Genomic DNA, 17,372 nt, shown 5'->3' on the forward strand with positions numbered 1-17,372 from the left:
GCGGTGCGGCAAAGTGAAACGGCTGCGCGTCGTATGTGGTGGGCGCTAGCGTCCCGCCCCATGAGACGCTCCATCGCCGTATTGGCCGCCGGACTCGCCGTGGGCCTGGTTGCTCCGCTGCCCATCGCCCTCGCCGATTCCGGATCCTCCGGGCTCGGATCCGGATCCGCGTCGGGCTCGGGTACCGGCTCGCTGTCCGGCTCGGGCGGCGGCACCAGCAACCTGCCGCCCTACAGTCAGTGGATCAGCGACGTCACGACGGTCGCCAATGCCGCGCGCACGTACCTGACGACCGTGCTGCCGGGAAAGACCAAGCCCGCCATCGTCTTCGACGTCGACAACACGGTGCTCGAGACCACCTACCATCCGGGCCCGATCACCCCGGCGATCCCGCCGATGCTGCAGCTGGCCCAGTGGGCCAAGAGCCAGGGCGCGTCGCTGATCTTCGTGACCGGCCGGCCCGCGCTGCTGAGCTTCTACACCCAGATCAATCTCAGCGCGGTCGGCTACTCCGTCGACGGGCTCTACGGTGGCGGCCTCACCACCGGCTCCAGCGGTGCGGCCGCGCTGGCCGACTACAAGACCGCCACCCGCGCTTCCATCGAGGCCCAGGGGTACACCATTGTCGCCAATATCGGCAATAGTGACTCCGACCTGTCCGGCGGGCACGCCTTGCAGACCTTCAAACTGCCCGACTACAACGGCGCACTGGTCTGAATCGTGTTGCTGTCCTGATACCTGTTGTGCGGCACGGAGATCGGCCCGGCAGCTCAGCGACTGGTCAGCAGTGACTTCAACCGTGCCGCACCGGTTTCCGCCAGCCAATCCTCCAAAGTCCGCAAACCGGGGTGGATTTCGCGCAGGGCGCGGATGTCAGCGTGCCAGTGCTGGCCTCGGCGCGACAGCCGCCAGGCCGCCGCCACCTCCGGGCCGAACGCCTCGGCCTCGGATTCCGGGGCGACTTCGTAGCGCACCGGCTGCCCGATGGCGGCTCCGACCACCGCCGCGGCCTCCGGCATCGGCCGCGCGTCGCCCGCCAATTCCAGGATCTGGCCGTGGAATCGGGCCGGATCGTCGAAAGCCAGCTGCGCGAACACCGCGATGTCGTCGACGGCGATGGACTGGATCGGTTGATCGGCGGGGAACAGGTGGCGGTTGACGCCGTTGTCGATCCCGTCGAAGGGCAGGTTCTGCTGCAGGTAGTTCTCGAAGAAGCGGACCGGGCGCAGAATCGTCCAGTGCAGGCCGCTATTTCGCAGCGCCGCTTCGACGTGCCGCTTGCCTCCCGCACCCCAGGTGCCGTCGGCGTCGAGAGTGGCGACGGTGGTGAACACGATGAACCCGACCCCGGCGGCGCGGGCGGCCGCGAGGAAAGCGGTACCGCGCTCGACCTCCAGGCTCACATCCCAGCCGTTCGGCCCGAACGCCGCGGGCGGCATCAGGAACGCCGAACCCGCACCCCGCAGCGCCGCCGACAGGCTCGCGGGCTCGTCGAAGTCGCCGACAGCCAGCTCCGCGCCCGCGCTCGCGAGCTCCCGCGCGGCAGCCGCTTCCGGATCACGGACCAGGACGCGCACCCGATGTCCGGTCGACAGCAGCCGCCGCGCGGTCGCGCCGCCCTGCTTACCGGTCGCCCCGGTTACCAGAATCAGATCATTACGAGAAGACATTGTCGTCCGTTCGTTCGGTAGTATTCGGGTCGGCCGACCCGAATCCCGACGCTAGAAGCGCCGAATTCCCCTGGCCAGCCCCGGAAAGGACACGCGTAACGAAATGTCCGCACCAACGCTGCCCCACGAAACCACCGCCCCGCCCCGCGAAAACCCCACGCCGCCTCGCGAAAAACCCACGCCAACCCGCGAAGAGGGCGCTCTGGCCCGCGAAAAGAACACACCGCTCCGCGAACAGTCCGTCCTGCCTCGCGAGACGTCCACGCCGTCCGGCGAAAGGTCCGCGCCCCACGAAGAGTCCGCGCCGGCCCGCCGAGAGTCCGCCCCGCCTCGCGAAGAGCCCAGGTTGCCTTGGGAAAAGACTGTGCCGCCCATCGAGAATCCAGCTCGGGGGCGCGAAAACCCAACTCGGACAGGTGGAAATCTGGCTCACGCGGAGGAGCGGCGAACGCGCGTCGCGGCGAACAATCGGGCGGATGCCCGGCGTAATCGCGCGCTGGTGCTGGCCGCCGCGCAGCGCGCGCTGGGCGAGGCCGGGGTTGGTGTCTCGCTCGCCGAGGTGGCGCGGCGCGCGGGCGTTGGCGCGGGCACCGTCTACCGCCATTTCCCCACCAAAACCGCGCTGCTGGAAGCGGTTATGCAACAGCGCATCGACCGCCTCACCGGCCTGGCTCACCGGTTGCGCGATGCTCCTGACGCGGGCGCGGCCTTCTTCTCCTTCTGCACCGAGGTGATCACCTCCGCCCACCGCAACCAGGCCGTCTGTGACCTGGTCAGCAACGACGGCTGGCCACGCGAACTTGTCCAGGACGCCGGTGCGCGCTTCCACGCCGCACTCGACGAGCTGCTCGGCGCGGCCCAGCGCCGTGGCGCGGTCCGCTCCGACGTGGAACTGTCCGACGTCCTCGCCCTCTTCACCGGATGCGTTGCGATCCAACGACTCACCCCGGGAACGGAACTAGCCCGCCCAGCGGCACTGGTGCTGGATTCCCTCCGCCCCCGGCAGCCGGCGGCACCCGTAACGAAATCTCGAAATCCCGCCCCGCCCGGCAACGAAACCGTCCCCCGTAACGAAACTCTCACCGCACACTGCCCCATCTGCACCGCCCCGATCCATCGCCCCACCACCGGCCGTCCCGCCCGCTACTGTTCCCCCGCCTGCCGCCAAAAAGCCCACCGCCGCCGCCACGCCACCAAAACCCCCTGAGCCCCAGCCCACTCCCGTCCCCGTCAGTGTCGGCAGCGCCCTCGACGCCGCGCAGCCCCGATCTGCTGCGCCGGCGCCGTCCCGCCCGCTACTGTTCCCCGCCTTCCGGCGAACGGCCCACTGCCAGCCGCCGTATGGCTTACCGCCACTGCCACACCACCGAAACGACCTGAGCCGCAGCCCGATAACGGTCCCGACGGCGTCGGAACCCCTCGTCGCCGCGCCGCCGTGAACTTCCCTTTTGCTCCGTGTCGGCACCGGGCTGTTGCCGCGCCGCTATGAAATTCTCTTCCGTTTCGGGTCGGCCTCGGGGCCGCTGCCGGGTCGCTGCGAAGTTCCCTGATTTCGAAGGCCCGCTATCGCTCGGCAGACTGGGGTTGTGGTGTCGGGGGTGGGGTTGGAAACCGACCGGAGTGAAACTTGTTGGGGCGCTTCGTGACCTGGGTGTGTCCGAAACGGTGCGAAGGTGTGACGAGACCGGGGGAAAGGTGAAAAATGCTGGTGGGAGGGGATATTCGGGGGGTTTGTAACGACCCGCAAACGGGCAGTGGGGAAGTACGCTCCCTGCGTGGTTTGGGTGTCGGCCGCGGCGTTCGGTGTCGCATGGTGGCTCGGTTTGTATCTGCTGGCGCGGGATCCGCGAAAGCCGTTGTTACGCAGGGCGGCCGCGGGGTTACTGGTCTACGCGGCGGCGGTCGTGGCCGATCGGCTCGCCGCCGGCAGCGCCTGGTTCGACGGGATGCGCATCGTGCTGGTGTGTGCGCCGGTGCTCGCCTTCAGCGGCGTGTTCGTGCGGCTGTTGCCCGATCGCGCCGTGGACCGCGTCGATCGGCTGTGGCGGGTCGGGTTGATTCCGCTGTGCGCCGTGCTGGCCATGCCCGCGGCGGCCGGATTCCTGCCCGCCGGTTACGGACTCGGCGCGCTCACCCTGCTGGCCCTGCTCGGCACCATGCTGGGCATGCTCGGCCAGCACGCCGAATGGTCGGAGGATTCGCGGCGCTCGGCCGCCGGGCTGCTCACCGTGGGCGCCCTGCTGCTGGGCTTGAGCGCCGCGCTGATCCTGTTGGGGCTCAACGTCCTGCCGAGCACCGCCATGCTGTCGGTGATCGCGGCCGACCTGGTCGTGCTGGGCCTGGGCATCGCGGTGCTCGACGCCTACGACGCGGACCGGGCGCTGCGCGCCGACCTGCTGCGCTCGGTACTGGTGTCCGCCGCCACCGCGGCCGTGTTCGGCGGCCAGGCCGCGCTCGCGCTCACGCTGTCGGGGGCGCGTCCGGCGCTGGTGGCCTTGCTGTTCGGGGCCATCGCCGCCGCGATCACGCTGCAGGTGCTCAACGCGCCGCTGCAGGCCGGGGCGGAACGGCTGGCCCGCCGCAGCGGCCGGCTGTGGGCGGGACGCTGACTTTCCGGGCCGGTCACTCGGCCGGCCCGTTCCAGATTTCCGGGCTAGAGCAGGTCGCTGACGTCGTCGGGGACGTCGACGGCGTACTTGCGCAGGGTGTCCATCGGCACGACTTCGAGCGCGTTCTCGTGGGTGGCGGCCAGCACGACCGGCGCGGCCACCCCGTCCTCGTGGGCGTGCAGCCAGCGCACGGCCACCACACACCAGCGGTCGCCCGGCTGCAGGCCGGGGAAATTGTTCTCGGGACGCGGGGTGACGAGGTCGTTGCCGATCGACTTCTGGTGCTCCAGGAACTCCGCGGTCACCACCGTGCAGACGGTGTGGCTACCCAGATCCTCGGGGCCGGTGCTGCAGCATCCGTCCCGGTAGAAGCCGGTGAGAGGATCGGTGCCACACTCCTCCAGCGGTCCCCCAAGCACATTTCGATCGGTCACTCCGCCGATCCTATTGTCTCGGTGTCGCATTCGCCGCTCCTTCGGCACTGTGGCACGTAGTCGAGCAGACCGGTCGGTTGTTGCTGGGGTTTCCGAAAACCAGCCCGGCGTGTCGGTGGTGACACGCCACGCCCCTGTGATAAGTGACCCCGATCGTGTGATAGGTGACACCGCTCCGGCCCCGGGCAGGTGGGTGAAACCGGCAATACAACCATCTCTGAAAGGATGGGGGCGTGACGACTGCAGAAGTATGGATCCTCATCGCCGCGATCGCCGCGGTACTGCTCGTGGCGCTGGTGGCCGGATACGGCCTGAACAAGCGCCGGCGCATCTCGCTGACCCCGGAGACCACCGACACCGAGGAGATCACCGACCGGTCGGGTGGGTATCAAGCCTCGAGCGGATTCAGCTTCAGCCAGGGGGCCGCCGAGAAGGAGAAGGCCCCGGCGGCCAAGCCCAAGCCGAAACCGCTGCCCCCCGAGCGCACCGACGACGAGGGCCAGCCGCACATCGGCGACGACGCCGCCATCCCGCGCGACGCCGCCAAGCGCAGCATCACCAACGTCCGGCTACCCGACCCGGTCCAGGGCCCCGAACCCGCCCCGACCGAGCCCGCCACCCCCGACTCCGATTCGGAGCGCCCGGCCGCCGAGCCCGCCGCGACCACTAAGGCGAGCGAATCCGGCTCGGGTGCGCCGAGTTCCACCGCGAACGCCACCGATGCCGCGGCGCGCGCCGCGGCCGTCGAGGCTGCCGGGCAGGCCGGTGAAGCCGCCGCCGGGCAGGGCGCGGGAGAGGTTGCCGAGCAGCCGGTCGCGCAGGAAGCCGCCGCGGAGGAAGCCGCCGAAGCCGCTGTCGCCGCCGCGGAGGTCGCGGCCGCCGCCGAGGCCGCGGTCGCCGCCCGGGCCGCCGCGCCCGACACCGAAGCGCCCGAGACCGAAGCACCCGACACCGAAGCACCCGAAACCGCCGCTCCCGCCGAGGCTCCGGCGATCGCGGAGATCGAGCCCGCCTCGGGACGGCTGACCCGCCTGCGCGGCCGCCTGTCGCGCTCGCAGAACGCCGTCGGCAAATCCCTGCTGGGTCTGCTCGGCGGCGGCGATCTGGACGAGGACTCCTGGGAGGAGATCGAGGACACCCTCGTCATGGCGGATCTGGGCACCGCCAGCACCGCGGTCATCGTGGAGCGGCTGCGACAGGAGATGGCCTCGCGCAGTGTGCGTTCCGCCGCCGAGGCGCGGGCCGTGCTGCGCGAGGTGCTGATCGAGGCGCTGCGCCCGGAACTGGATCGCTCGATCCGCGCGCTGCCGCACGACGATCACCCGTCGATCCTGCTCGTGGTGGGTGTGAACGGCACCGGAAAGACCACCACCACCGGCAAATTGGCGCGCGTGCTCGTCGCCGACGGCCGGCGCGTGCTGCTGGGCGCCGCCGACACCTTCCGCGCCGCCGCCGCCGATCAGCTGCAGACCTGGGGTGAGCGCGTCGGCGCGGAGACCGTGCGCGGCCGTGAGGGCGCCGATCCCGCCGCCGTCGCCTTCGACGCGGTCTCGTCCGGTATCGATCGCGGCGTGGACGTCGTGCTCATCGACACCGCGGGCCGCCTGCACACCAAGACCGGTCTGATGGACGAGCTGGGCAAGGTCAAGCGCGTGGTGGAGAAGAAGGCCGCGGTGGACGAGGTCATCCTGGTGCTGGATTCGACGGTCGGCCAGAACGGTCTCATGCAGGCCCGGGTGTTCGCCGACGTCGTGGACATCACCGGTGTCGCGCTGACCAAGCTGGACGGTACCGCCAAGGGCGGCATCGTGTTCCAGGTGCAGCATGAGCTGGGCGTTCCAGTCAAACTGGTCGGTTTGGGGGAGGGCGCGGATGATCTCGCTCCCTTCGAACCCGGCGCCTTCGTCGACGCCCTGCTCGGTTAATAGCCCCCTCAACAGCGCCGATATCGAATTCAACATCATCCTCACAATGTCGTCGTAACAGTTGCGCGGTTTCGGAAACGTGACCGCAACACTGCAATCTCATCCGTTCACCTACGCGAAACGCCGCAGGATCACGGAGGAAACACCGACTGACGAATCTCATTGCAGGCTTATTCGCAGGTTGCTGCGGAGCCGTAGATGAGGAGGACAAAAAGGTGGCGTACCCCATCGTTGACTTGCCGAACACCGGCGACACAGCATGGATGCTCGCGAGCTCGGCATTGGTGTTGTTGATGACCCCTGGGCTCGCGTTCTTCTACGGCGGCATGGTCCGTAGCAAGAACGTGCTCAACATGATCATGATGAGCGTCAGTGCCATGGGCATTGTCGGCGTCCTATGGGCGATCTTCGGATTCTCGACGGCGTTCGGCAACGACAAATTCGGGCTGATCGGCAATCCGACCCAGTTCTTCGGGCTCAAGGGCCTGATCGGCGGCGACTCCAAGCCGGCCGTCCCGGCCGACCCGTCCAAGGGCATCGACGCCGCCAAGGCGATCGGCATCCCGCTGGCCGGTAACACGGGCATCCCCATGACGGTGTTCGTCGCGTTCCAGCTGATGTTCGCGATCATCACCGTCGCGTTGATCTCGGGTGCTGTTGCCGACCGTCTGAAGTTCGGCGCCTGGGCGCTGTTCGCCGCGGTGTGGGCCACCATCGTCTACTTCCCCGTCGCGCACTGGGTCTTCGACTTCAACGCCACCGACCCGACCACCGGTGACATCGTCCACACAGGTGGCTGGATCGCCAACAAACTCAAGGTGATCGACTTCGCCGGTGGTACCGCGGTCCACATCAATGCCGGTGCCGCCGGTCTGGCGCTGTGCCTCGTCCTCGGCAAGCGCAAGGGCTGGCCCAAGACCCCGATGCGCCCGCACAACCTGCCGTTCGTCATGCTCGGCGCCGGTCTGCTGTGGTTCGGCTGGTTCGGCTTCAACGCCGGTTCGGCGCTGTCCTCCAACGGCACCGCGGGTAGCACGTTCCTCACCACCACCTTCGCCACATGCGCCGCCATGCTCGGCTGGCTGCTCGTGGAGAAGGTGCGCGACGGCCACGCCACCTCCCTCGGCGCCGCGTCCGGCGTGGTCGCCGGTCTGGTCGCCATCACCCCCTCCTGCTCGTCGGTGAACGTGCTCGGCGCGCTGGCCATCGGTGCTGTCGCGGGTGTCGCCTGCGCCTTGGCGGTGGGCCTGAAGTTCAAGCTCGGCTTCGACGACTCGCTCGACGTGGTGGGCGTCCACCTGGTCGGCGGCATCATCGGCACCTTGATGGTCGGCCTGGTGGCTGCCCCCGAGGCGCAGGCCGGTGTGACTGGTCTGTTCTACGGCGGCGGTTTCAACCAGCTGTGGCGGCAGGCCGTGGGTGCCGGTGTGGTGCTTGCCTTCTCGTTCATCGTGACGACCATCCTGGCCTTCCTCATCAAGTTCGTGATCGGTCTGCGCGCTACCGAGGAAGATGAGTTCGTGGGCTTGGATGAATCGGAGCACGCGGAAACGGCATACGATTTCGCTGCTGTGGGTGGTGCGGCGCGCACCGCCGCCGTCAAGGAGGCATGACGATAATGAAACTGATCACTGCGATCGTGAAGCCGTTCACCCTGGAGGACGTGAAGACCGGGCTGGAGCAGGCGGGCGTGCTGGGCATGACCGTCAGCGAGGTCCAGGGTTACGGCCGGCAGAAGGGCCACACCGAGGTCTACCGCGGTGCGGAGTACTCCGTCGACTTCGTCCCGAAGGTCCGGGTCGAGGTGGTCGTGGACGACGCCTCCGTCGAGAAGGTCGTCGAGGTCATCGTCGAGGCCGCCCGCACCGGCAAGATCGGTGACGGCAAGGTCTGGGTGACCCCGGTCGACTCGATCATCCGGGTACGCACCGGCGAGCGCGGCTCCGACGCGCTCTAACTGAAGACAGACCGAGCGGCGGCCCGCTCCCGCCCGAGAAACCGGACGGGGTCGGGCCGCTGCGGCGCTCGCAGGTATCGACCGAACCAATTGCATATCTGGTTGCATCCACCCGTAAGGGTCGCGGCCCGTCTCGGTCTGGACTGACGGAGCGGGGGAGCGAAGCGGAGGAGCGGAGGAGGGAAGAACGAGACCTTCAGGGCCGCGACCCCGCCGGAGCGCAGCGGAGGCAAATTAGACACAGGTGGTGGGTTGTGGGTTTTCAGCAAGCACGCGACGAGAAGGCCGACGGGGACAAGGTTTCCAACGGCGCTTCGGATCTGGTGAGGGCCCGCGATCAACTGCTGAGTGAGCACAGCGTGCACGGTCGTTCGGCGCGGCTGGACGCCGAGACGCTGCGCGAGGCGCTGGTGGACCTCTACGAATTGTGGCTGACCACCAAGGGTCACGAGGTCGGCATCACCGCCGACAGCGGACTGGCCATCGTCGCGGTGGGCGGACTGGGCCGCCGGGAGATGCTGCCCTACTCCGACCTGGATCTGGTGCTGCTCTACGACGACATCGACCCCGCGCGGGTCGCCGAGGTCGCCGATCAGCTCTGGTATCCGCTGTGGGACGCCCACATCAAGCTCGATCACAGCGTGCGCACCGTCCCGCAGGCGTTGCGCGTGGCCGCCGACGATCTCACCGCCGCCCTCGGCATGCTCGAGGCCCGGCACATCGTCGGGGACGAGGGGTTGAGCAGCCTGCTGATCAGCGGCGTGCGCCGGGATTGGCGCGCCGGAATCCGGTCCCGCTTCGACGCCCTGGTGGAGCAGACCCAAACCCGTTGGCGCCGAAGCGGAGACGTCGCGCACCGCGCCGAGCCCGATCTCAAGAACGGGCGCGGCGGATTGCGTGACATCCAGTTGCTGGACGCGCTCGCCATCGCACAGCTGACCGATGCCATGCCGGGGCTCGGTCCGGAGGTGCCCGGTGGCGGGTTGCGGCAGGCGCATCGCCGGCTGCTGGACGTGCGCACCGAACTGCACCGGGTGGCCGGTCGCGCCCGCGACCAGTTGCGCGCCCAGGACGCCGACGAGATCGGGGCGGCCCTGCGCCTCGGGGATCGCTTCGATCTGGCCCGCACGCTCTCGGACGCGGCCCGCACCGTCAGCTATTCGACCGATGTCGGCTTGCGCACCGCCGGGAACGCGCTGCCCCGGCGGGGACTCGCGCGGCTGCGCCGCGTCCCGGTTCGCCGACCACTCGATGAGGGGGTGGTCGAGCATTCCGGGGAGGTGGTGCTGGCGCGGGACGCCCGCCCGCAGCGCGATCCCGGGCTGATCCTGCGGGTGGCCGCCGCGTCGGCGCAGACCGGGCTGCCGATGTCGGCCACCACGCTGGGCCGCCTCGGTGAGGACGCGCCCGAGCTGCGCGAGCCGTGGCCCAAGGAGGCGCTCAACGATCTGCTGGTGCTGCTGGGCGCGGGCCGCGGGACCGTCGACGCCATCGAGGCGCTGGATCGAACGGGCCTGTGGGGCAGGCTGTTTCCGGAATGGGGTGTGGTGCGCGATCTGCCGCCGCGCGACGCCATGCACACCTGGACGGTGGATCGTCACCTGATGGAGGCGGTCGCCCAGGCCGGCGCGCTGGCCACCCGGGTCGCCCGCCCGGACCTGCTGCTGCTGGGCGCGCTGCTGCACGATATCGGCAAGGGCCGCACCGAGGATCACAGCGTGGTCGGCGCGGAACTGGCCGTGTCCATCGGAAATCGGCTGGGGCTGTGGCCTTCCGATGTGCAGACGCTCTCGGCGATGGTGCGCCACCACCTGCTGCTGCCCGATACCGCCACCCGCCGCGACACCTCCGATTCCGACACCGTGAAGATGGTGATCGACGCCCTCGACGGCGACCCGCACCTGCTGGACCTGCTGCACGCCCTCGCCGAGGCCGACGCCCTGGCCACCGGGCCCGGCGTGTGGAACGACTGGAAGGCCTCGCTCATCGGCGAATTGGTGCGCAATTGCCGTCGCGCCATGGCGGGGGAGGAGCTGCCCTCGCCCACCCCGATTCCCGAGGAGCTGCGCCGGCGCGCGGAATCCGGTGGCGTGCACGTGGATCTGCGGCCGGGGGAGGGCCGCTATCACCATGTGGTCACCGTGGTCGCGCCCGACAATCCGGGTTTGCTCTCGGATGCGGCGGGCGTGCTGGCGGTGCATTCGCTGCGGGTGCTGTCGGCCGAGCTGGCCAGTGTCGGGGCCGCGGCCATCGACACCTTCGTGGTGGCGCCGCGCTTCGGTGATCCGCCGGACCCGGGCCTGTTGCGGCAGGAGCTGATTCGGGCCATCAACGGCGACCTGGATCTGGCCTCGGTGCTGGCGCGCAAGGAACGCGACGCGGGCGGTACCCAGCCGAGTCCCTTCGCGCAGGCGCAGCCGCGGGTGTTCTGGCACGAGACCGCCGAGCCGGGGCGGGTGCTGCTGGAATTGCGCGCCGAGGACCGCATCGGCCTGCTGTCGCGGTTGGCGGCGGCGCTGGCCGACACGGGGGTGAACGTGGCCTGGGCGAAGGTGGTGACCATGGGTTCGGCGGTCATCGACACGTTCTGCGTGGATCTGGGCGCCACCGACACGCCCGGGCGGCGCGCGGAGATCGAGGCGGCGGTGCTTTCCGTCGTGCCGCCGCAACAACCGAAGAAACCGCTCGAATCGGACAGCTGAATTGGTTCTGCCAGTCGTTTTCTGAATGGTCGCCACGGGCTCGGATTAACTGGCAAACCGTACGTTTGCCAGTTAATAAAAATGTTGCAGGTAATTTGCTGCAATTCGATCGAGTGACCGTTGTCACACCCTAGTATTTCGCTGGCAGATATCGCTCCAGGCTGTCGGCGAGAACGAGGGGAGCAGATCGGTGGCAATCGAAGTCGTGTCCGCGTCGATGATGACGAGCGATTTGACCTCGCACATCGCGCGCTGTGTCGGCGGCGACCGCTGGGTCGTCTCCTGGCTACCCGGTCGCACCCTCACCGGTCAGCAGGCGGTGACCGCCATGACCATCGCCTCGACCGTCACCGAGCATCTGCCCACCGACGTCGAATGGGCGCTGCTCGACGGGCTCGCCCTCGAACTCGGCCTGACCGCCCGCGAGGCCGTCGGCATGGTCACCACCGAGAAGCACGACCTGCGACGTCCAGGCCCACGGCCACGCTCGCTCGAATAGCCCACTACCCTGGTATCTCGAGTGACGTCCCTCGAGATGATTCAGGAGAGCATCGGTGTTCGAATCCCTTTCCGACCGGTTGGCCGGTGCCCTCAAGGATCTGCGCGGCAAGGGACGCCTGTCGCCGGCCGACATCGACGCGACCGCGCGCGAGATCCGGCTGGCCCTGCTCGAGGCGGACGTGGCGCTGCCGGTGGTGCGCGGCTTCATCGCCAAGATCAAGGAGCGCGCCAAGGGCGCCGAGGTCTCCGCGGCGCTGAACCCGGCCCAGCAGGTCGTCAAGATCGTCAACGAGGAACTCGTCAATATCCTCGGCGGCGAGACCCGGCGGCTGCGGCTGGCCAAGAACCCGCCCACGGTCATCATGCTGGCCGGTCTGCAGGGCGCCGGTAAGACCACCCTCGCGGGCAAGCTCGCGAAATACCTGAAGGGGCAAGGGCATACGCCGCTGCTGGTGGCCTGTGACCTCCAGCGTCCCGGTGCGGTGACGCAGCTGCAGGTCGTCGGTGAGCGCGCGGGCGTGCCGGTGTTCGCGCCGCATCCGGGCACCTCCATCGGCGGCGGCGAGAACCCGCTCGGCGTGACCGCCTCGGATCCGATCGACGTGGCGCGCGCCGGTATCGAAGAGGCCAAGGCCAAGCAGTACGACGTGGTCGTGGTCGACACCGCCGGTCGCCTCGGCATCGACGAGGAACTCATGCGGCAGGCCGCGGGCATCCGCGACGCCGTCAATCCGGACGAGACGCTGTTCGTGCTCGACGCCATGATCGGTCAAGACGCGGTCTCCACCGCCGAGGCGTTCCGCGACGGCGTCGGATTCACCGGTGTCGTGCTCACCAAGCTCGACGGCGACGCCCGCGGCGGCGCGGCGCTGTCGGTGCGCGAAATCACCGGCCAGCCCATCCTTTTCGCCTCCACCGGCGAGAAGCTCGAGGACTTCGACGTCTTCCACCCCGACCGGATGGCCTCGCGCATCCTGGGCATGGGCGATCTGCTCACCCTGATCGAGCAGGCCGAGCAGGTCTACGACGCGCAGCAGGCCGAGGACGCCGCCCGCAAGATCGGTTCCGGTGAGCTGACCCTCGAGGACTTCCTCGAGCAGATGCTGGCAATCCGCAAGATGGGCCCGATCGGCAACCTGCTGGGCATGCTGCCGGGCGCGGGCCAGATGAAGGATGTGCTGGCGCAGGTCGACGACAAGCAGCTCGATCGGGTGCAGGCCATCATTCGCGGCATGACTCCCGCCGAGCGCGCGAACCCGAAGATCATCAACGCCTCGCGCCGCCTGCGCATCGCCAATGGTTCCGGCGTTCAGGTCTCCGACGTCAATCAGCTCGTCGACCGCTTCTTCGAGGCCAAGAAGATGATGGGCGCCATGTCCCGTCAGTTCGGCCTGCCGGGCGCTCGCGCCAACAAGGGCAAGGGCAAAGGCAAGAAGGGTAAGAAGGGCGGGCGCGGTCCCACCCCGCCGAAGGTGCGCGGCGGCTTCCCCGGGCTGCCCGGCGGCCTGCCCGCCGGTATGCCCGACATCTCCAACCTGCCCGCCGGGCTCAACGAACTGCCGCCCGGCCTGGAGGGTTTCGATCTTTCGAAGCTGAAGTTCCCCAAGAACTGAACGGTTCTCGCGAGAACTGACGCCTGGGGCGGACGCGGTTATGCGTCCGCCCCAGGCGTTTTCGGGATCTTTCCGAACTATTCGGCTGGGGCTGTGAGGATTTCGACGTAGCCGTCGGTGCCGTTGACGCGGATGCGCTGGCCGTCGCGGATCAGGGTCGTGGCGTGTTCCACGCCCACCACGGCGGGCAAGCCGTATTCGCGGGCGATGACCGCGCCGTGCGTCATGAGGCCACCGACTTCGGTGACGAGGCCCTTGATCGCGACGAACAAGGGGGTCCAGCTCGGGTCGGTGTAGGCGGTGACGAGGATGTCGCCGGGTTCGAGGTCGGCCTGGGCGAGGTCGGTGAGGACGCGGGCGCGGCCCTCGATCGTGCCCGCGGAGACCGGCAGGCCGGGCAGCGCGCCGGCGGGCAGGTCGTTGCGCCGGTAGGCGCCGGTGAGGGCGCGACCGTCGGAGGTGAGAACCCGTGGGGCGGTGAGGCTCTGATAGGTGCGGAAGGCGTCCTTGCGGTCGGCGATGAGCCGCGGATCGGCCCGCTGGGTGCGGACGGTTTCCGCGAGCTCGTCGAACCGCAGGAAGAAGATGTCCTCGGGGTCGTCCAGAACACCGGCGTCGACCAGCCGCCCGGCCTCGGCCAGCAGGGCCTGCTTGTAGACGAAGTAGCGGGACACCATGCCGTACTTGGGGTATTCGCGGTAGCCGGAGAAGGTGCGGACCCGCGCGATCATGCGATCGGTCTCCGCGGCTTTGTCCGCGCCGTCCGGCAGTGCGCGCAGGCGTTCCAGCAGCCGCGCCCGGGTCTGCTCGGCCTCGCGCAGGCCCTCCTCGAAACGCCGTGCGCCAGTGCCGGGTTCGAAGTTCCTGATATTTCCGAGGACGATCGGGACGAGGGTGGCGGGGCTTTCGCTCCAGCGCGGCCGGGTGATGTCGATCTCGCCGGCGCAGCGCATGCCGTACCTGTCGAGGAACGCGTCGAGGGCGGCGCGGGCCTCGTCACCACCCGGATAGGCCGAAAGCTCTTCCAGGAAGGCGCTTCCCGCAGGCATGGTGCGTTCGACCTCGTGCAGGTAGGCCACCACTTCGGGATGCGGTCGGATGGTGTCGGCGACGTCCAGCAGGGCCAGGCCCATCTCGGAGGTCACATTGCCGGGGACCGATTGGGTGAGCGCGTCGGCGGAGTTCTTCTCGCCCAGCCACTCTCGCATCCGATCGTTGAGCCAGGTCGAGGCGTTCATGGCCGAGGTGATCACGTCCAGCCCGCGCGGGGTGAACAGAACTCGTTGCAGCTCTTGGATATCGGCACGAATGAAATCGAGTAGCGCTGGGCCGGACCGGTCCTGGATGTCGCGTTTCAAGGCCGCCAGGGAAGCCTCACCGTCCGCGATCAATTCGGCGACCAGCGCCGGATCGGCGTCCAGGGGTGCGGCGGCCGCGCTGCGCATGGCGGCCGGCGCGGCCGAATCCTGGGCCGGCGCTTCGGGAACGAAGCCACTGTCGACGACCGTCCGCAGGGCATCACCCATCAGTGGGTCGGAGCCGCCGAGCCCCGTGATCAACGCCTCCCGGGTGGCCGGGGCCGACAGCATGGCGGTCACGTCCACGAACAGCCGGCCGCCCGCCTCCCGCATGGGCGCCCGGCTGGTGAGCTGCCACAACGAAATGCCCAGGGGTTTCATGGCATCGGTCATCATCTGCTGGTGACCGACGGACACGTAGACGTGGTTCGCGTCGTCGGCGGCCTCCGGAATGGGGAACAGGGTGGTGATCGGCCGGCTCTGCACGATGCGGAAACCCGCGTCGTCGAGACACCATTCGATGTCCTGCGGGCTGCCGAAATGCGTTTCGATACGGCGGCCGAGCCGGGCCAGTTCCAGTATCTCGGCCGTGGTGAGCACCGGCGCGTCGCGGCGCTCCGGCGCGATTTCCCGCACCTGCGTGCCGCCTTCCGGAAGCGGCTCGATCGAGAGTTTCTTGGTGGCGATCGTGCTGGTCGCGATCTCGTCGTCGCGGACCTGATAGACGTCGGCGTTCACCAGACCGGAGACCAGGGCCTCGCCCAATCCGAAACCGGCGTCGATCGACACCACGGTCCGGTCCGAGGTGACCGGATCGGCGGTCATCAGAATGCCCGACGCGCGCGGGAACACCATCCGCTGCACCACCACCGCCATACGAATCGCCTTGTCACCGAACCCGTTTCGCAGCCGATAGGTGACCGCGCGCTCGGTGAACAGCGAACCCCAGCAGCGACGCACCTGCTCGAGGATTGCCGCCGCCCCGACCACGTTCAGATAGGTGTCCTGCTGTCCGGCGAACGACGCCGTCGGCAGATCCTCGGCCGTGGCGCTGGACCGGACCGCGTACGCGCCGTCCACGCCGAGCCGGGCGTGCGCGGCGACGATCTCGGCGGCCACCTCGTCGGGGATCGCGAGCGCCTCGACCACGCCCCGGACCTCCGCACTCCTCGCCCGGATCGCAGCCGAGTCGTCCGGCGCGAGCCGGGAAAGCTCGTCCACCTTCGCCGCCAACGTCGGCGCACCCGCGACGACCCGCGCGAACGCGTCCGTCGTCACGCAAAACCCGTCCGGCACCGCCACACCCGCCACCCGAGCCAGCTCCCCCAGATTCGCGCCCTTCCCTCCCACACTCGCGACCTGTGTCCGATCGATCTCCCCGAAGCTCAGCACGTAGGGCATCCCACTACTCCTCACCTGGTGGTTCGCAATTCGCGAGCGATTATGGACCACAATCCGAGTCCTCATGAGGCCCCGGATTCGTGTATAGAGTGGAAGGGGGAGGGGGAATTGCCTACGGTTCTCGCGTGATCGAATCGAATCGTGATGTGGGGGCGCGCCAGTGAGAATCGAGCAGGTTTCCGAGTCCGTTCATGTGGTGGCGGGAACGAATGTCAACTGGGCGGTGGTCACCGGTGCGGGTGGGGTGACGCTCGTGGACGCCGGGTATCCGCGCGATACCGAAGCGGTGCTGCGATCGGTGCGCGAGATCGGTCACGATCCGGCGGATATCGCGGCAGTGCTGCTGACGCATGCGCATCTCGATCACATCGGTGCGATCCCGACTTTGGTCGAGCGCTACGGCGTGCCCGTGTACACGGGGGCCGAGGAGGTGCGGCATGCCAAACGTGAGTATTTGCAACAGATTACGCCGAAGCAGATGGTGCAACGGCTGGGGACGCGGCGCGGCATCGTCTGGGTGAGCCAGACGCTTCGGGTGTGCGCGGGGCACATCGGGATGAGCGTGCCGACGGCCACACCCGCCGATGCCGACACCTTGGCGGCGTTGCCCGGCGGTTTCGTCGAGGTTCCGACCCCGGGCCACACCAACGGCCACACCGCCTACCTGATGCCGTCGGAGGGCGTGCTGTTCTCCGGTGACGCGCTGGTCACCGGTCATCCGCTGCTGCTGGAGGACGGGCTGCAACTGCTGCCGGACTTCTTCAATCACGACGAGGCGGGCACGCTGGCCAGCGCTCGTGGGCTCGGTGCGGTGGAGGCGCGGGTGCTCGTTCCCGGACACGGGTCACCGATCCGGCAGGAGCTGCCGAGCTTGATGGCGGAGTTCGTCCGGGGGTGAGGGCCGATGCCGGCCGCCGGGAGCCACCGGCGGCCGCGTCGCCGGAGCCTAGATCGGCAGGCAGGAGTTGCCGGGGCCGGGCTTGCTGCCACTGCCGGTCAATCCCATCGAGCACGCGATCACCCACAGAATGGAGACGGGCGCCGCGGCCGAGGCGGTGATCATGCCGGGATCCCAGTCGACGCCGAACAGGCTGGAGCCCGAATTGGTCGCGACGGGCGCGGCGGCGACCGGTTCCGCCGACGGCTGGTCCAGGGTGACGGGTGCGGCCTGGGCGGTGGCGCCGAGGGCGGTGACGGTCGCGCCGACCGCCAGGGCGGCGACGGTCAGGCGGATTCTCTTGCGGGCGAACAACATAGGGTGA

General features: G+C 68.9%; 14 protein-coding genes. 10 read left to right on the forward strand and 4 right to left on the reverse strand.

The genetic code is table 11. From position 1 onward, the window contains the following. Positions 1-60 precede the first annotated feature (60 nt). Positions 61-717, forward strand: coding sequence for an HAD family acid phosphatase (locus tag D7D52_RS16600; RefSeq protein WP_120737507.1), 657 nt, complete (start codon positions 61-63; stop codon positions 715-717). Positions 718-770: 53 nt separating this feature from the next. Here D7D52_RS16600 and D7D52_RS16605 read toward each other — a convergent pair whose 3' ends face one another. Then, positions 771-1,670 (reverse strand): NmrA family NAD(P)-binding protein, encoded by a 900-nt coding sequence (locus D7D52_RS16605; RefSeq protein ID WP_120737509.1) that lies wholly within the window; start codon positions 1,668-1,670, stop codon positions 771-773. Positions 1,671-2,169: 499 nt separating this feature from the next. On the opposite strand from D7D52_RS16605, the gene D7D52_RS39195 reads away from it, so the two are divergent. Together D7D52_RS39195 and D7D52_RS16615 are read left to right on the forward strand one after the other, a co-directional pair. Continuing rightward, the gene (locus D7D52_RS39195) at positions 2,170-2,877 is read left to right on the forward strand and encodes a TetR/AcrR family transcriptional regulator (RefSeq protein WP_246023898.1); all 708 of its coding nucleotides are present in this window, start codon (positions 2,170-2,172) and stop codon (positions 2,875-2,877) included. A gap of 568 nt (positions 2,878-3,445) precedes the next feature. Further along, on the forward strand, positions 3,446-4,279 hold the full coding sequence (locus D7D52_RS16615; RefSeq protein ID WP_162958350.1) for a hypothetical protein: 834 nt from the start codon (positions 3,446-3,448) through the stop codon (positions 4,277-4,279). A 44-nt stretch (positions 4,280-4,323) separates the two neighbouring features. On the opposite strand, the gene D7D52_RS16620 is transcribed toward D7D52_RS16615, so the two are convergent. Then, positions 4,324-4,713 (reverse strand): DUF2237 family protein, encoded by a 390-nt coding sequence (locus tag D7D52_RS16620; RefSeq protein WP_033086087.1) that lies wholly within the window; start codon positions 4,711-4,713, stop codon positions 4,324-4,326. A 233-nt stretch (positions 4,714-4,946) separates the two neighbouring features. Here D7D52_RS16620 and ftsY point away from each other — a divergent pair, with 233 nt between their 5' ends. The 6 genes from ftsY (at position 4,947) to ffh (ending at position 13,411) form a co-directional block, all read left to right on the forward strand. Further along, positions 4,947-6,638 carry a signal recognition particle-docking protein FtsY gene (gene ftsY, locus D7D52_RS16625; RefSeq protein WP_120737515.1) on the forward strand — a complete coding sequence of 564 codons (1,692 nt, stop codon included), beginning with the start codon at positions 4,947-4,949 and terminating at the stop codon, positions 6,636-6,638. A 263-nt stretch (positions 6,639-6,901) separates the two neighbouring features. Further along, positions 6,902-8,251 carry an ammonium transporter gene (locus D7D52_RS16630; protein WP_120737517.1) on the forward strand — a complete coding sequence of 450 codons (1,350 nt, stop codon included), beginning with the start codon at positions 6,902-6,904 and terminating at the stop codon, positions 8,249-8,251. 5 nt (positions 8,252-8,256) lie between these two features. Then, positions 8,257-8,595, forward strand: coding sequence for a P-II family nitrogen regulator (locus tag D7D52_RS16635; RefSeq protein WP_120737519.1), 339 nt, complete (start codon positions 8,257-8,259; stop codon positions 8,593-8,595). Positions 8,596-8,849: 254 nt separating this feature from the next. Beyond that, positions 8,850-11,297, forward strand: coding sequence for a [protein-PII] uridylyltransferase (locus D7D52_RS16640; protein WP_187703163.1), 2,448 nt, complete (start codon positions 8,850-8,852; stop codon positions 11,295-11,297). A gap of 190 nt (positions 11,298-11,487) precedes the next feature. Then, positions 11,488-11,796 (forward strand): hypothetical protein, encoded by a 309-nt coding sequence (locus D7D52_RS16645; RefSeq protein ID WP_246023899.1) that lies wholly within the window; start codon positions 11,488-11,490, stop codon positions 11,794-11,796. A gap of 55 nt (positions 11,797-11,851) precedes the next feature. Next, a complete protein-coding gene (gene ffh, locus D7D52_RS16650) occupies positions 11,852-13,411 on the forward strand; it encodes a signal recognition particle protein (protein ID WP_120737523.1) in 1,560 nt (519 codons plus the stop codon). 77 nt (positions 13,412-13,488) lie between these two features. Here ffh and rph read toward each other — a convergent pair whose 3' ends face one another. Further along, positions 13,489-16,110 (reverse strand): rifamycin-inactivating phosphotransferase, encoded by a 2,622-nt coding sequence (rph, locus tag D7D52_RS16655; protein WP_120737525.1) that lies wholly within the window; start codon positions 16,108-16,110, stop codon positions 13,489-13,491. A 160-nt stretch (positions 16,111-16,270) separates the two neighbouring features. Here rph and D7D52_RS16660 point away from each other — a divergent pair, with 160 nt between their 5' ends. Then, a complete protein-coding gene (locus tag D7D52_RS16660; RefSeq protein WP_120737527.1) occupies positions 16,271-17,008 on the forward strand; it encodes an MBL fold metallo-hydrolase in 738 nt (245 codons plus the stop codon). 48 nt (positions 17,009-17,056) lie between these two features. Here the strand turns inward: D7D52_RS16660 and D7D52_RS16665 are convergent, their stop codons facing one another. Beyond that, on the reverse strand, positions 17,057-17,365 hold the full coding sequence (locus tag D7D52_RS16665) for a hypothetical protein (protein ID WP_120737529.1): 309 nt from the start codon (positions 17,363-17,365) through the stop codon (positions 17,057-17,059). Positions 17,366-17,372 lie beyond the last annotated feature (7 nt).

This window comes from Nocardia yunnanensis, from assembly GCF_003626895.1.
Taxonomy (GTDB): domain Bacteria; phylum Actinomycetota; class Actinomycetes; order Mycobacteriales; family Mycobacteriaceae; genus Nocardia; species Nocardia yunnanensis.